The 15,131-nt window shown below is 70.7% G+C and carries 15 protein-coding genes; 6 read left to right on the plus strand and 9 right to left on the minus strand.

What is annotated here, in order from left to right:
* Positions 1-19 precede the first annotated feature (19 nt).
* The 3 genes from ACFWPS_RS05565 to ACFWPS_RS05575 form a co-directional block, all read right to left on the minus strand.
* Positions 20-685: a DUF5063 domain-containing protein gene (locus ACFWPS_RS05565; RefSeq protein ID WP_383701270.1), complete on the minus strand. Its 666-nt coding sequence runs from the start codon at positions 683-685 to the stop codon at positions 20-22.
* Entirely contained in the window at positions 678-1,277 is a 600-nt protein-coding gene (recR, locus tag ACFWPS_RS05570; RefSeq protein WP_359206251.1) for a recombination mediator RecR, read from the minus strand. The genes ACFWPS_RS05565 and recR overlap by 8 nt, the downstream gene beginning before the upstream one ends.
* Positions 1,278-1,370: 93 nt before the next feature.
* Positions 1,371-1,715: a YbaB/EbfC family nucleoid-associated protein gene (locus ACFWPS_RS05575; protein ID WP_383701495.1), complete on the minus strand. Its 345-nt coding sequence runs from the start codon at positions 1,713-1,715 to the stop codon at positions 1,371-1,373.
* A 283-nt stretch (positions 1,716-1,998) separates the two neighbouring features.
* On the opposite strand from ACFWPS_RS05575, the gene ACFWPS_RS05580 reads away from it, so the two are divergent.
* Complete coding sequence (locus ACFWPS_RS05580) at positions 1,999-2,754, plus strand: SLATT domain-containing protein (protein WP_383701273.1); 756 nt, start codon at positions 1,999-2,001, stop codon at positions 2,752-2,754.
* A gap of 316 nt (positions 2,755-3,070) precedes the next feature.
* A complete protein-coding gene (locus tag ACFWPS_RS05585) occupies positions 3,071-4,228 on the plus strand; it encodes a Gfo/Idh/MocA family protein (protein ID WP_383701276.1) in 1,158 nt (385 codons plus the stop codon).
* A gap of 19 nt (positions 4,229-4,247) precedes the next feature.
* Here ACFWPS_RS05585 and ACFWPS_RS05590 read toward each other — a convergent pair whose 3' ends face one another.
* The gene (locus ACFWPS_RS05590) at positions 4,248-5,774 is read right to left on the minus strand and encodes a substrate-binding domain-containing protein (RefSeq protein WP_383701279.1); all 1,527 of its coding nucleotides are present in this window, start codon (positions 5,772-5,774) and stop codon (positions 4,248-4,250) included.
* Between the two features lie 134 nt (positions 5,775-5,908).
* Positions 5,909-7,702, minus strand: a complete 1,794-nt coding sequence (locus ACFWPS_RS05595; RefSeq protein WP_383701282.1) for a protein kinase — start codon at positions 7,700-7,702, stop codon at positions 5,909-5,911.
* A gap of 216 nt (positions 7,703-7,918) precedes the next feature.
* Between ACFWPS_RS05595 and ACFWPS_RS05600 the strand changes: the two genes are divergently transcribed.
* From ACFWPS_RS05600 to ACFWPS_RS05615, 4 genes are all read left to right on the plus strand, one after another.
* Positions 7,919-9,277: an aspartate aminotransferase family protein gene (locus tag ACFWPS_RS05600; RefSeq protein WP_383701285.1), complete on the plus strand. Its 1,359-nt coding sequence runs from the start codon at positions 7,919-7,921 to the stop codon at positions 9,275-9,277.
* 214 nt (positions 9,278-9,491) lie between these two features.
* Entirely contained in the window at positions 9,492-10,193 is a 702-nt protein-coding gene (locus ACFWPS_RS05605; RefSeq protein ID WP_383701288.1) for a GntR family transcriptional regulator, read from the plus strand.
* Positions 10,190-12,637 carry a dolichyl-phosphate beta-glucosyltransferase gene (locus ACFWPS_RS05610; protein ID WP_383701291.1) on the plus strand — a complete coding sequence of 816 codons (2,448 nt, stop codon included), beginning with the start codon at positions 10,190-10,192 and terminating at the stop codon, positions 12,635-12,637. The genes ACFWPS_RS05605 and ACFWPS_RS05610 overlap by 4 nt, the downstream gene beginning before the upstream one ends.
* 78 nt (positions 12,638-12,715) lie before the next feature.
* Complete coding sequence (locus ACFWPS_RS05615) at positions 12,716-13,366, plus strand: hypothetical protein (protein ID WP_383701294.1); 651 nt, start codon at positions 12,716-12,718, stop codon at positions 13,364-13,366.
* Between the two features lie 9 nt (positions 13,367-13,375).
* On the opposite strand, the gene ACFWPS_RS05620 is transcribed toward ACFWPS_RS05615, so the two are convergent.
* The 4 genes from ACFWPS_RS05620 to ACFWPS_RS05635 form a co-directional block, all read right to left on the minus strand.
* The gene (locus ACFWPS_RS05620) at positions 13,376-13,819 is read right to left on the minus strand and encodes a hypothetical protein (RefSeq protein ID WP_350780981.1); all 444 of its coding nucleotides are present in this window, start codon (positions 13,817-13,819) and stop codon (positions 13,376-13,378) included.
* Positions 13,816-14,082, minus strand: coding sequence for a hypothetical protein (locus tag ACFWPS_RS05625; protein WP_383701297.1), 267 nt, complete (start codon positions 14,080-14,082; stop codon positions 13,816-13,818). The genes ACFWPS_RS05620 and ACFWPS_RS05625 overlap by 4 nt, the downstream gene beginning before the upstream one ends.
* Positions 14,083-14,157: 75 nt before the next feature.
* Positions 14,158-14,505: a hypothetical protein gene (locus tag ACFWPS_RS05630; protein WP_383701299.1), complete on the minus strand. Its 348-nt coding sequence runs from the start codon at positions 14,503-14,505 to the stop codon at positions 14,158-14,160.
* 138 nt (positions 14,506-14,643) lie between these two features.
* On the minus strand, positions 14,644-15,051 hold the full coding sequence (locus tag ACFWPS_RS05635) for a hypothetical protein (RefSeq protein ID WP_383701302.1): 408 nt from the start codon (positions 15,049-15,051) through the stop codon (positions 14,644-14,646).
* Positions 15,052-15,131: the final 80 nt, after the last annotated feature.

A 15,131-nucleotide genomic window follows, 5' to 3' on the forward strand; every position in this document is an offset into this window, starting at 1 on the left:
GCTTGGGACGGAGGCTGTCCTACTTGGAGGAGGAGCGTGCCCCCAGTGCCCCGCCGATCTCCTGCTCCATGACCTGGCCCGCCTCGAACTCCAGGGTCTCGTCGCCCATCGTGTCCTGGTCGGTGTCCAGGCCGTCCAGTTCCTCCAGGGGCTGGTTCAGGCGGACGTGGATGAGGACGGACTGGAGGGCTCGGAGGACCGCGGAGGCCGTGGGGCCCCAGTTGGAGAAGTAGGAGAACTGCCACCACCACAGGGCCTCCGTGATGCGGCCCGAACGGTAGTGGGCCATGCCGTGGCGGAGGTCGGTGATGATGTCGGCCAGGTCGTCCGAGATACGGGCCGGGACGGGCGCCTTGCGGGGCGCGTAGGGGTCGAAGACCTCGGAGTAGACGTCGATGGGGTCGAGCAGGCGCGCGAAGTTCTCGCGGAGCTGGTCGACGTCCGGCTCCGGGCCCAGGTCCGGCTCGTAGCGCTCGTCGGGGACCATGTCCTCGTGCGCGCCGAGGCGGCCGCCGGCCAGCAGGAGCTGGGAGACCTCCAGGAGGAGGAAGGGGACCGCCGAGTCCGGCTCGTCGCCCTTCGACACCTCCGTCACGGCCACCAGGAAACTCTCCACCTGGTCGGCGATCTGGACCGCGAAGTCGTCAGGATCCTGCGCAGTCGCGTGCAGCGTGGCGTCAGACATCTAGGAGTCGTCTCCCCTCGAAGGCGCGGCCGAGCGTGACCTCGTCCGCGTATTCCAGGTCGCCACCCACCGGGAGGCCGCTGGCCAGGCGGGTGACCTTCAGGCCCATGGGTTTGATCATGCGGGCGAGGTAGGTGGCCGTCGCCTCGCCCTCCAGGTTCGGGTCCGTGGCCAGGATCAGCTCGGTGACCGTGCCGTCGGCCAGACGCGCGAGGAGTTCTCTTATCCGCAGGTCGTCGGGGCCGACGCCCTCGATCGGGCTGATCGCGCCGCCGAGCACGTGGTAACGGCCGCGGAACTCCCGCGTGCGCTCGACCGCGACGACGTCCTTCGGCTCCTCCACGACGCAGATCACCGTCGGGTCGCGGCGGGCGTCACGGCAGATGTTGCACAGTTCCTCCTGTGCCACGTTGCCGCAGGTCGCGCAGAAGCGGACCTTCGCCTTCACCTCCAGGAGAGCCTGCGCCAGACGCCGTACGTCCGTCGGCTCCGCCTGCAGGATGTGGAAGGCGATCCGCTGCGCGCTCTTGGGACCGACGCCGGGAAGCCGCCCCAGCTCGTCGATGAGGTCCTGGACCACGCCTTCGTACAACGGACTGCCCTTCCTGGAGTCTTTCGGTACGTACCGTAGTTGGCTGCCGCCTGTCCTAGGAAGGCGGTACGGGTGTCGTGCGGGCGACGAACATCAGAACGGCAGGCCCGGGATGCCGCTGCCGCCGCCCAGGCCCTGGGCCAGCGGGCCCAGCTTCTGCTGCTGGAGCGCCTGGGCGTTCTCGTTGGCCGCCTGCACCGCCGCGATGATCAGGTCGGCGAGGGTCTCGGTGTCGTCCGGGTCCACCGCCTTCGGGTCGATCTTCAGCGCGCGCAGCTCGCCGGAGCCGGTCACGGTGGCCTTCACCAGGCCGCCGCCGGCCTGTCCGTCGACCTCCGTGTTCGCCAGTTCCTCCTGGGCCCGTGCCAGGTCCTGCTGCATCTTCTGAGCCTGCTGGAGCAGCTGCTGCATGTTGGGCTGGCCACCACCGGGGATCACGATCAGCTCCTGGGTCGGGTCCGGATTCTCTCTGTTGTGCATGAGCCTACGTGGTCGACGCAGCCATCGCCCCGCCACTCTTTCGAGTGAGATTCCCGAGGGGCCTATACCTGACCAAGGCCCACTTCCGGGCGGAAAAGAGGCGAAAGCAAGGCCTTCGCCACCCATTGGGCGGTAGGAAGGGTTCCCGTCGTCAGCATCCATTGTCAGGTCCAGTGCCAGGTCCAGTGCCAGGTCCGATGTCACGGAACGTGACCGGTCGGGATCAGTTAAGGAGTGCCGGGTGGGTCAGCCGGAGATGCAGCCCGAGGGACGGCCCCAGGACGGGCGGGGCGGCGACGGCGCTGCCGGACTGCGGCCGGGTGATCTGACCGGGCGGGCGTTCCCGCTCGGGGACTGGGGCGAGCCGGCCGAGCGGCTCGACGAGCTGTACCGGTGGGTGGAGCGCGGGGCGCTGGAGACGGCCGCGTGGTATCTGGCGGACCGGGTGTGGAAACGGCGGGGGGCGAGGGCGCTGCGGTGCGGGGCGGCCGTGGGAGCGGTGCTGGGGGCCGCGCTGCCGCTCCTCGACCTCACCGGGGTGGTCGGTGGGGTCGCGCCCTGGGGGTACCTCGCGCTGCTGCTGGCGGTGTCCTGCGTCGGCATCGACCGGTTCTTCGGGGTGACGTCCGGCTGGATAAGGGACATGGCCACCGCGCAGGCCGTGCAGCGGCGGCTGCAGGTGCTGCAGTTCGACTGGGCGTCGGAGAGCGTGCGGGAGGTGCTGGGGCCGGCGGAGGGGACGGCGAGCGAGGCGAGCGAGCGGTGCCTGGGGGTGCTGCGGCGGTTCTCGGAGGACGTGACCGAGCTGGTCCGTACGGAGACGGCCGACTGGATGGTGGAGTTCCGGACGGGGCCGACGCCGCTGGGCATGCAGGCGACGGTGGCGGCGGGGCCGCGGGCCGATGCGGGGCATCTGAACGGGCGGTTCCCGCTGCCGCCGGGCACCAACGGGGCTCGGCCGAACATGCCTAGGCAGCGGCCGCCGGAGCCTCGGTGAGGGGGTGCGGTTGTGGGGTCGGTGCGGCTGCGTGAGGCTTTTTGCGCAGTTCCCCGCGCCCCTGGAGGGTGAGTGCTTCGCGCCGTGGGTCGGTACCGCGCCATCGTGGTTGCTCGCGCAGTTCCCCGCGCCCCTGACGGGGCGCTGTAGCGGGCGGCGCCACAGAGGCGCCCCAAAGGGGCGCGGGGAACGGCGCGGGCAGCCACGGCGGCGGGGCAGATGAAATTGTCCGGACGCCCGAATGTCTTGACATCATTAGGGCAGGCCCCCATCGTGAGCAGCGCAGTCGCTGGAACGGTGTGGAGAAGGGCAGCCCATGGACGTGAGAACGGTCGGCGTCGCCGTCGTCGGATTCGGGTGGATGGGCCGGGTGCACTCCCAGGCCTACCAGCGGGTTCCCCACCACTTTCCGCAGCTGCCCGTACGCGCCGAGCTGGTGGCCGTCGCCGAGGAGGTGCCGGGGCGGGCCGAGGAGGCCGCCGCCCAGTTCGGGTTCGCGTCCACCACCCGGGACTGGCGGGACGTGGCGGCCGACCCGCGGGTGCAGGCAGTCAGCATCACCGCGCCGAACTTCCTGCACCGCGAGATCGGCATCGCGATGGCCGAGGCCGGCAAGCACATCTGGATCGAGAAGCCGGTCGGGCTGACCGCCGAGGACGCGCGGGCGGTGTCGGAGGCGGTGGCCAAGGCCGGCGTGCGGGGCACCGTCGGCTTCAACTACCGCAACGCGCCCGCCGTCGCATACGCCCGTGAGCTGATCGCCTCGGGTGAGCTGGGGACCGTGACGCATGTCCGCGTCCGGCTGTTCAGCGACTACGCGGCCCACCCGGACGGTGCCCTGACCTGGCGGTACGAGCGGGCACGCGGCGGCGGGGGCGTCCTCGGCGACCTGGCCTCGCACGGCGTCGACCTGGCCCGTTTCCTGCTCGGCGACATCGCGTCGCTGGCCGCCGACACGGCCGTGTTCATCCCGGAGCGCGCCCGGCCGACCGGCGCCACCGCCGGTCACACCCTGGCCACCGGCGGCGAGCTGGGCCCGGTCGAGAACGAGGACTACGTCAACTGCCTGCTGCGCTTCGCCTCCGGCGCCCGGGGCGTCCTGGAGGCCTGCCGGGTCTCGGTGGGCGAGCAGAACAACTACGGCTTCGAGGTGCACGGCACCAAGGGCGCGGTCTTCTGGGACTACCGCCGGATGGGAGAGCTGGGCGTCAGCCGTGGCACCTCCTACCAGGACCAGCCCGTCAGCACGGTCTTCGTCGGCCCCGGCCACGGCGAGTACGGCGCCTTCCAGCCCGGCGCGGCCAACGCCATGGGCTACGACGACCTCAAGGTGATCGAGGCCCGGAACTTCCTGCGGTCCGTCGCCGAGGGCACGTCCTACGGCGCGACCCTCGACGACGCCGTGCACAGCGCCACCGCCCTCGACGCGATGAGCCGCTCGGCCGCGCAGGGGACGTGGGTGGACCTCGGCTGACCGGGGCGGGCGGCGGGCGTCACGCGCAGAGCTTCATGCCCACCTGGGTGTAGCAGGGCACATGTCCGTACGAGCGGATCACGTCCTCGCCGTTCCCCTTGACGACGTACGACAGGAAGCTCGACGCCAGCGAGTCGGCCGCCGGCTGGCCGTAGGTGTACGCGTACTCGATCTCGCGGTACGGGTACGGGCTGACGCCGTGCTCGATCGCGTCCACCGACGGGGCGTCGGCGTCCAGGGAGAGGATGTGCAGGCCCTTCGCCCCCTCCGCCACGTTCAGCTCGGCGTAGCCCACCGCCCCCTTCAGCTGGGCCACCTCCGACAGCACCTGGTCGGTGGAGTCCAGCTCACAGCGGATCACCTTGGCCGTCGGGTCGTCCTTGTGCACGCAGTCGACGGAGGAGTTGGCGATCTCGCCGCGCTTCAGCACCCGGCGCTGGAACACCTGCCGGGTGCCGGAGTTGGCGTCCCGGCTGACCAGGTGCACCGGCAGGTCGGGGCCGCCCAGCTGCTTCCAGTCGGTGATCTCGCCCCGGTACAGCCGTCGTACGTCAGCCGTGCTGAGATTCCGCAGCGTCACGTCGTCGTTCACGACCAGCGCGAAGACCACCAGGGCGACCCGGCTCTCCTTCAGCTCGGGCAGGTCGGTGGGCTTGGGCCCGTCGGAGAGGGCCAGCACCGCCGGGGAGCCCTTCTTCGCGTCCGTCCCGGCGTCGTTCAGCTCCCGGATCCCGGCGGTCGAGCCGTGCGCGTCCACGGTGATGGACGCGCCCTCGCAGTCCTTCTCGTACTTCTTCGCCGCGTCCCGCATCACCGGGGCGAAGGCGGTCGAGCCGATGACCCGCAGCGAGCCCTTCGCACAGCCCATCGGCGGCGGGTTGTCGTCGCGGGCCACGACGATCGTGGCGAGGGTGAGCACGCTGACCGTCAGCATGATGGTGATCAGCCGGGAGGCGCGGCTGAACAGGGGCGTGGCGTCGTCCGGGGTGGCACTGCGGTTGGGGTGCACCTCGCCGTCGTGGAGCCCGCCGACGAGCCTGATCTCCCGGCCGACGTCACCGCCGGACAGCAGCACAAGGAGCTTGAAGTGCTCCCCGTGGTTGAGCGGGACCCGCGGGATGCGCAGGGTGTTGCCCGAGTAGCCGAAGCCGCGCTCCGCGGTGAAGTGCGGCATGAGGTGGTCGCTGTCGGTCGGCTGGGTGACCGAGACACCCCGGATGACCCGGTCGGTGAACACGGCGGTGAGACCGTGCAGTTCGGGACTGGTGTAGTCGTCGCGGCCGATGCCCTGGGAACCGTCGTTCTCGATGCGCAGCAGGACCAGGGTGGCACCGGCCATGTCCGGGGCCTCGTCGAACAGGCCCAGGCGTCTGCCGATACGGCCCGAACGGACGTCGTCGCCGATCGGGTTGTCCATCTGGACGCGGTAGCCGATCCGTTTACGGCGCGGGACGCGCCGCTCGTACCAGAAGATGCCCGCGGACGCGACGATGCCGAGCACCGCGGTGCCCACGGCGACGATGTTCTCCGTGCTCAGCCACTCCATGTGGGTGCCCCCGCAACTCCCCGGAGTCGGATGGTGGGGTCACCGTAAGGGGCGGGATACGGCTACGAAGGGACATATCGGTCGCCCGCACTGTTGTTCGCCGAACGTTCAACTGCCTCGGGCAGAGCGGCAGTTCACTCCTTGCTGTATGTCAGGCTCTCGTCGCCGTCCTTCGTCACGCGCTTCAGCTTGCCGCCCGACAGCAGGGTCACCTCGGTGGCGTCGCCGGCGCTGCACGACGAACGGGGTTTGCCGGCCGTCACCGTGGAGGCGCCGATCTCCAACGGGCCGTCCGAGCCGGGCTTCTTGGCGAGCTTCGCCGCGAACTCGCAGTGGTAGCCGGGGCCGTCGGCCACCAGGGTGAGGACCGTGTCGCCCACGGCGCCCTGGCGGATGGTCAGTTCGCGGGTGTTGTGGCCGGTGTCGTTGTCTATGGCCGTCTTCCAGGTGCCGAGGAAGCCGGTGGGGACGGTGTCCGCGCCGCCCGGGGTGGCCGAGGCGGAGGACGACTTCGTGGGCGTCGACTCCGCGGCGGTGGTCGGGGCGGTGGCCGACGAGGTGGGGGTGACCTTGCCGGCCGCCTTGTCGTCCGCGCCGTCGCCGCCGCCGCTGCGCATGAGCGCGTACACCGAGCCGCCCGCGGCCAGCAGCACGACCAGCGTGATGGTGACGAGGAGGGCGGTGGAGCGGGGGGTGCGGCGGGGCTCGTCCACGGGGAGGGGGTCGTAGAGGGGAGGTGGGGGTACGGGGGGGTAGATCTGGGTGGGGTCGGGGGCTGGTTCGGGGGCGGTTGCCGCGTAGGGGTTGTACGGCTGCGGGTGCTGGTGAGGCTGGTTCGGGTAGCCGTAGGCCGGATGGGCGGGGGCGTGTTCGGGGGACGGGGGGTCAAGTGTCGGCTGCGGGTGCGTGGGGGCTGGTCGCGCCCCCGCGGCGGCAGCCGCAGATTCAACACCGCCCCGCGCCCCTTCGGGGCGCTCAACAGGCGCCTCCACCAGCGCCCCGTAGACCGTAGGGTCCTCCACCTCCAGCAACTCCACGGCGTGGCGGCCCAGTTGGGCCACCAGGGCGCCCGGGAGCCAGGGGTCCCTGGAGCGGCCCTCCCAGACCGTGTCGCCCGCTCCCATGCGGGCCAGGATCGCGTCCAGCGACGGACGGGCCGCCGGGTCCTTGCGCAGGCAGTCGCGGACCACGTCGGCGATGTCCTCGGGGAGGCCGGAGAGGTCGGGATCCTCCTGGGCGATCCGGAACATCAGGGCGTGTGCGCCGCCCTCGGTGGAGCCGAAGGGAAGCCGGCCGGTGGCCGCGTAGGCGAGCACCGAGCCGAGGCAGAAGATGTCGCAGGCCGGCGTGATCCGGTCGCCGCGCACCTGCTCGGGGGCCATGAAGCCGGGCGAGCCGAGGAGGGAACCGGTCTGGGTGAGCCGTTCGCCGGGCAGCGTCTCCAGCGCCCGCGCGATGCCGAAGTCGATGACCCGGGGCCCCTCTATGGTGAGCATCACATTGGACGGCTTCAGGTCACGGTGGACGATCCCGGCCGCATGGATGTTGCCGAGCGCATGCGCGAGCCCGGCGGCGAGGATGCGCACCGACCGCTCGGGCAGCGGCCCGTGGTCGTGCTCGACGACCCGCTGGAGGCTCGGCCCGGCCACATAGCCGGTGGCCACCCAGGGCACGGCGGCCTCGGTGTCGGCGTCGAGAACGGGCGCGGTCCAGAACCCGCCGACCCGCTGGGCGTTGCGGACCTCCTGCCGGAAGCGCTCCCGGAACTCCTCGTGCTCGGCGAGTTCCGCCCGCACCAGCTTCACGGCGACCGTGCGACCGCGCTCCGACCGGGCGAGGTACACGTGCCCCATCCCGCCCGCGCCCAGCCGCGCCAGCAGCCGGTAGCGCCCGATGTGCTGCGGATCCCCCGGCCCCAGCTTCTCCATGGCAGATCCGCTCCTTGCTCACACTTGTGATCGAGCCGAGAATAATGCGGTCGTTCCGGGGATCGCGCCGCGCTATGTCTACGGTTACGTAACAGGCACCGGCGCCGTTCGCCCAGCCGTGTCCCCAGGCTGTGGACAACCTGTCGCGGAATCCCCCTGACCACGGAACATGTCGCCGATATCGCTCACCTGCCGGGCACTCCTACGCTCCCGGGCATGACCCCTCAGCCCAATCCCCAGGCCGGAGCCGCCGTGAAGGCGGCCGATCGTGCGCACGTCTTCCACTCCTGGTCCGCTCAGGACCTCATCGACCCGCTCGCCGTGGCCGGCGCCGAAGGGTCGTACTTCTGGGACTACGACGGCCGGCGCTACCTGGACTTCACCAGCGGGCTCGTCTTCACCAACGTCGGCTACCAGCACCCGAAGGTCGTCGCCGCCATCCAGGAGCAGGCCGCGAAGATGACGACCTTCGCGCCCGCCTTCGCCGTCGAGGCGCGGTCGGAGGCGGCCCGGCTGATCGCCGAGCGCACGCCCGGCGACCTGGACAAGATCTTCTTCACCAACGGCGGCGCCGACGCCATCGAGCACGCCGTGCGGATGGCGCGGCTGCACACCGGGCGCCCGAAGGTGCTGTCCGCCTACCGCTCGTACCACGGCGGCACCCAGCAGGCGATCAACATCACCGGCGACCCGCGCCGCTGGGCCTCCGACGGCGCCGCCGCCGGGGTCGTGCACTTCTGGGCCCCCTTCCTCTACCGCTCCCGTTTCTACGCGGAGACCGAGGAGCAGGAGACCGCGCGGGCGCTGGAGCACCTGGAGACCACGATCGCGTTCGAGGGGCCGGGGACGGTCGCGGCGATCGTGCTGGAGACCATCCCCGGGACCGCCGGGATCATGGTTCCCCCGGCCGGGTACCTGGCGGGGGTCCGCGAGATCTGCGACAGGTACGGGATCGTCTTCGTCCTGGACGAGGTCATGGCCGGGTTCGGGCGGACCGGCGAGTGGTTCGCCGCCGACCTGTTCGGGGTCGTACCCGACCTGATGACCTTCGCCAAGGGCGTGAACAGCGGGTACGTGCCGCTCGGTGGTGTCGCCATCAGCCAGAAGATCGCCGACACCTTCGCCAAGCGGCCCTACCCGGGCGGGCTGACCTACTCCGGGCATCCGCTGGCCTGTGCCGCCGCCGTCGCGACGATCAACGTGATGGCGGAGGAAGGGGTCGTCGAGAACGCGAAGCGGCTGGGTGCGGAGGTCGTGGGGCCGGCGCTCGCCTCGCTCGCCGAGCGGCACCCGAGCGTCGGCGAGGTCCGCGGGGTCGGCATGTTCTGGGCGCTCGACCTGGTGAAGAGCCGGGAGACCCGGGAGCCGCTGGTCCCGTACAACGCGGCCGGGGAGGCGAACGCGGCGATGGCCGCCTTCGGCGCTGCGGCGAAGAAGCAGGGGCTGTGGCCGTTCGTGAACATGAACCGGACGCATGTCGTGCCGCCGTGCAATGTGAGTGAGGCCGAGCTGAAGGAAGGGTTCGCTGCGCTGGACGCTGCGCTGAGCGTGGCCGACGAGTTCACGGTGGCGTGAGGCTGCGTTTCGGCTGCGGGTGCGTGGGGGCTGGTCGCGCAGTTCCCCGCGCCCCTTCGGGGGCGCGACTCTCACGCTCCTCACAACCGACCCACGGGTAGCTTCCCGGGTACAGAAGGAGTACACCCGGAACCCGAACGCGTAAGGTGGCGTGCTCGTACATGTATCTGTAAGCGAGCACGTCACCCGTACGCGTGAGGAGAGGCACCCGACGATGCCCGGCAACGGCGCTGTGACCCGCAGTACCCTGCGCCAGCAGATCGCGGACGCGCTCCGTGACGAGGTGCTCGCCGGGCGGCTGCAGCCGGGCCGGGAGTTCACCGTCAAGGAGATCGCCGAGCAGTACGGGGTCTCCGCCACGCCGGTCCGCGAGGCGCTGGTCGACCTGTCCGCGCAGGGCGTCCTCGACGCCGACCAGCACCGCGGCTTCCGGGTCCCCGAGTACACGCTCGCCGACTACCGGACCATGATCGAGGCCCGCAGCCTGGTCACCGACGGCATGTTCCAGGCTGTCGCCGACGGCCTCCACCCGGCCTTCAAGGACCCCGAGGAGCCGCGGGTCGCCGCCGCCCTCGCCGCGGTCCGGCGGCGCGGCGAGGAGGCGCAGCGCGCCGCGGCCGCCGGTGAACTGACCATCCTCATCGGCTACGACCTGCGCTTCTGGCGGGAGCTGGCGGCCCTGTTCGGCAACCCCTACCTCGCCGACTTCCTGCACCGGCTGCGCGTGCAGTCCTGGGTGTGCGCGGTGCAGCATCTGCGCCGGCTGCCCGATCTACGCGGGTATCTGTGGTCCCGGCACACCGAGTTGGTCGACGCGCTGTCCCGCCGGGACACCGAGGCCGCCCGGGGGATCGTCGCCGCGTACAACACGCACTCCCTCGCCCTGATCGAGCGACTGGCGGAGAAGAACGGATGACCGCGCCCACGGAGACCACGGAGGACGAGGACAGGGGGAACGTCGACCTTTCCGTCGTCATCCCGGCGTACAACGAGGAGGAACGGCTCGGCCCGACCCTCGACGCCGTCACCCGCTACCTCGCCGACAACGAGAGCCGCTTCGGCTCCTGGGAAGTGATCGTCTCCGACGACGGTTCGACGGACGGGACCCGCGAGGTGGCCGCCTTACGGCACCCGCACGTCCGCCTGGTCACCGCGGACCGCAACCGGGGCAAGGGCAACGCCCTGCGCCTCGGTGTCGCCGCGACGGGCGGCAGCCGCGTGCTCGTCACCGACGCCGACCTGGCGGCGCCGATCGAGGAGCTGGAGCGGCTGGACAAGGCGCTCAGCGAGGGCAGCGCGGCGGCGATCGGCTCGCGTGCGGTGCCGGGCGCGGAGATAGCCGACCACCAGCACCGGCTGCGCGAGCTGCTCGGCCGCGCCGGGAACCTGCTGATACGCGCGACCGCCGTGCCGGGGATCAAGGACACCCAGTGCGGGTTCAAGCTCTTCGACGGCGACCTGGCCCGCGAGGCCTTCGCCGACTCCCGGCTGGACGGCTGGGGCATCGACGTCGAGGTCCTGCAGCACCTGCACCGGGGCGCCCACCCGATCGCCGAGGTCCCGGTCCGCTGGAGCCACCGGCCCGGCTCCAAGGTGGGCCCGCTGGACTACCCGAAGGTCCTCGCCGACCTGGCCCGGCTGCGGCTGCGCCGGCTGCGCCCGGCCGACCTGCTGGTCCCGGTCCTCTTCCTCGCCCTCTCGATCGCCCTCTACTCGGGCCGCTTCTTCGACCCGGACCACCGCTATCTCGTCGACTCCCTCCAGGACCAGAACCAGTGGGAGTGGTTCTTCGCGGTGACCGCGGACAACCTCGCGCACTTCCGCAACCCGCTCTTCTCCGACTTCCAGAACTTCCCCGACGGCGTGAACCTCATGGCCAACACGGTCATGCTGGGCGTCTCCGTCCCCTTCGCCCCGCTGACCCTCATAGCCGGTCCGGCCGTCTCGCTCTCCGTGTGCATGGCGCTGGGGCTCGCCACGACCGCCGTCGCCTGGTACTGGCTGATCGTGAAGCGGGTGGTACGGCACCGGGGTGCCGCCTTCGTCGGCGCGGCCCTGGCGGCCTTCGCGCCGCCGATGGTCAGCCACGCCAACGCGCACCCCAACTTCGTGATCCTGTTCATGATCCCGCTGATCATCGACCGTGCCCTGCGCCTGGCCACCGGCGCCCGGGTCCGGCGGGACGGGATCGTGCTCGGCCTGATGGCGGCCTACCAGGTCTTCCTGGGCGAGGAGCCGTTCCTGCTCGCGGCGCTGGGCATGACCCTGTTCGCCGTCGCGTACGCGGTCGTACGGCCGCAGGTGGCGAAGGAGGCCTGGCGCCCGCTCGGCAAGGGCCTGCTGATCGCCGGGGCGGTCTGCCTCCCCCTGGTCGCCTTCCCCCTCTACTGGCAGTTCACGGGCCCGCAGAGCTACCACAGCGTCCTGCACGGCGACAACGCCGGAAACAGCCCCCTCTCCCTCCTCGGCTTCGCCGAACGCTCGCTGCTCTACGGCAACGCGGGCCGCGCCAACGAGCTCTCCCTCAACCCCACCGAGCAGAACGCCTTCTACGGCTGGCCGCTGGTCCTGGTCGCCTTCGGGATCGTCGTACGACTGTGGGAGCGGCCGCTGGTCAAGGCGCTCGCGTTCACCTCTGTCGCCGCGGCCGTCCTGTCCATGGGCCCGAAGATCCGCATCCCGCTGACGGAGACGGTGTATCCGGGCCCCTGGGCGCTGGTGCGGAAGTTCCCGCTCTTCGAGTCCGTCATCGAGGGCCGGGTGGCGATGATCTGCGCACCCGCGCTGGGCGTGCTGCTCGCCCTGGCCCTGGAGAAGATCCTCGCCACCCGCCGCATCGGCGCCCAGTACTTCGGCCTGCTCGCCGTCGCCCTCGCCCTGCTCCCGATCGTCCCGGCCCCGCTCAAGTCGGAACAGCGGGAGGCGGTCCCGGAGTTCATCAGCAGCGGGATGTGGAAGTCGTACGTGGGCAAGGGCGAGTCCCTCGTCCCCCTCCCGCTGCCGGACCCCGGCTACGCGGAGGCCCTGCACTGGCAGACCAGCGCAGGGCTCGGCTTCAAGCTCCCCGGCGGATACTTCAACGGCCCCTACGGCGAGGACCGCACCGGAATCTACGGCGCCGTCCCGCGCTACACCTCCAGCATGCTGCGGGACGTCCGGTACACCGGGAAGGTCCCGGTGATCGGCAAGAACTGGCAGGCGCAGGCGAAGAAGGACTTCGCGTACTGGAAGGCGGGGGTCCTGGTGGTCGCCCCGCAACCCAATGACGAGAAACTACGACAGGCGGTGGCGGCCCTGACCGGAAAACCCGGTAAGTGGACCGGTGGGGTCTGGGTATGGGACCTGCACGGGGGGAGCTGACCGGCGCCGCACGGATTACTCTTCCCTGACCACCTGGCTGAGCACTTGCTGTGAACGCGCTGATACTAGGAGCCCTCTTTGGCCTGTGACCTCTGGCTGGTACCGCTCGTCGACGTGTTGTGCCACACCCCCGACAATCCGTTCGCAGAGGAACTCGCGCAGTACAACAAGGTGCTCGCCGAGGCCGGGCTGCCCCCGGTGCCGGTGTACCAGTACATGCCGGGCCTGTCCGGCGAGGTCGCGCCCGTGGCCGGCTTCGACTACGACGCCCTGCACTTCCTCCGCCGCGTGTACCTGCTCCAGGTCTGCGGCCTGCCCGTCTCCCCGGTGGACGACCTGGGCGGCGACTACGAGCAGCTCCTGGAGATGTTCGAGTCGACGGCCCAGCAGTCGCACCTGGTCTGGCACTACGACCACGCGGGCGCGTACGTCCCGGTCGACTTCCCGCACCCGCTCGCCAGCGACGAACTCCTCGCCAGCGGCGGCCCCCTCGGCTCCTCCCACGCCCTGCTGCGCGAGCTGGAGTACGTCGCCCCGTCGATCGGCATCGACCCGGCCAACCCCCCGGCCCCGCCGCAGCCCCCCGCCGCCCCGACCGACCTCGAAGAGCCGGCGGTCCCGGCCCCCTACGACCCGAGCCCCTTCGCCCGCGAACGCCACGTCTGGCTCGGCCTGCACGCGGCGGCGACGCGCAGCCTGGCCCAGGGCTCGATGATCGTGTTCAGCTGACGGGCGGGATCAGTTCTCGACGATACGGATGGTGCGGATGCCCGTGCCCCGGTAACGCATCGGGGTCCTGGTCAGTACGGCACGGCCGCGCGGCCATTCGACGGTCGGCAGGGCGAGGTGCAGCACATGCGCGCCGCTCCAGTCGGGCTCGTCCTTGCCGTGCTCCGAGTCGCCCTTCGCGGCACGCAGCCGCTTGCCGACGGCGGTGGCCGCCGCGAAGTCGAGCCCCTCGATGTTGACGGACGGCAGCGCACCGACGTGCTCGGCGACACCGGCCCGCTCCCGCTCGGCGGCGGCCAGGCTCACCGCGGGGATGTAGACCCGCAGAGCCGGGTCCTTCTCGGCCTCGACCACGAGCCGCGAGGCCATGCTGTTCCCGGCGCCGAGTGCGAGGGCCGCCGTGTCGTCGAAGATGACGGCACGCGCCAGCGGGTAGCGCTCTTCCCCGGTCACTGGACCTCCCCGATCCGACCCGACTCGATGTCGGCCCACAGCTGCTCGCCGGCCTTCTCGTCCTCTTCGCTGTAGGGCCGCCCCAGGAAGTGCTCCTCGACGTACGCCCTGGTCTCCTCGTACCGCTTGCGCAGCTCCTCCTTGGTGGGCGTGGCCCCGGCCAGCTCCGCCACGAGGTCCCGCATGCTCATCCCGCGTTCCCGGGCGAGCTCCTGGAGGCGGTCGCGGACGGCGGGGTCGACCTTGATCGTGGTGTCAGCCATGAGGACAGTATACTGGCGGTATACCGTCTCAGGGCGTACGAGTGTGACAGTCATCGACGTTCCTTTCTCTGGTTTTCAGGCCGCCATGAGGCGAACTTTTTGCAATTCACCCGCCGGTGACCCGGATTCGTACGGCCTCTCGAATACCTCGCAGGTCGTCGAGTACTGCCGAGTCACGGGATCCCGCCGCACCACCCGCCGCAGATACCGCCGTTCCTCCAGCTCACGCAGGGACGCGACGATCGACATGCACCCTTCGCCGCGCTGTGCCGCGAGGATGCGCTCGGTGATCCAGGAACCGTTCGGCAGCCCCAAGAGGTACGTCAGTACGCCTACCGCTCCCCAGGACAGACGTCGGTCCCCGAAACGGGAGTTGGCGAGGGCTGCGAAGGCGCGCAGGGGCGCCGTACGATGAACGCGCATCGGAGTGGTAGCTCCCGGTGTCGAGCCCCCAGGTGTTGGCGCACCGTGGGGGCAATCTCGTTGATCGTGACTTTAAGGCCTCGCAAAGAGCCGAACGCAAGCCACAATCCCTTTTTTCTGCCTGCGTGTTGACGCAATTCACTCCGGCGAGTGAAGCGCGGTCCGCAGCAATCGCGTGTGCACGAAGCGCCCGTGCGCGGTGGGCCGATAGCGCCAGGCCAACGGCCACGTCATGTCGTCCAGCGCGGGAATCGGGATGTACGACACCCGGGCCGGAACGGCGGTCAGTCTGGTCACCTCCGCAGGCCAGGGCAGGTGATCCGTACTCCCGGCCGGAACCAGGAAGTACACACACCGCCGCCCACTGGCGACCTCGATGACGGGCCCCGGGTCACCCCCTGTCATCTCCGCGAGTCGGTCGGCGAGCCGCCGCCCCCACTCCCCGTCGTCCACCCGCACCGCGTCGAACTGGACGCCGGCCTTGCGGAGTTGAACGCCGGAGGCCGGGAGCCAGCCGAGGTTTAACTGGTCACTTTGCGTGTTCATGGGACCAGTTTGGGCAGGTGCGGCTACCGTCGCCATAACTCTGAGTCGACCACTGAATACGGTCGGAAATCGGGGTGCGT

This window comes from Streptomyces sp. NPDC058457 (genome assembly GCF_042720695.1).
Classification (GTDB): Bacteria; Actinomycetota; Actinomycetes; order Streptomycetales; family Streptomycetaceae; genus Streptomyces.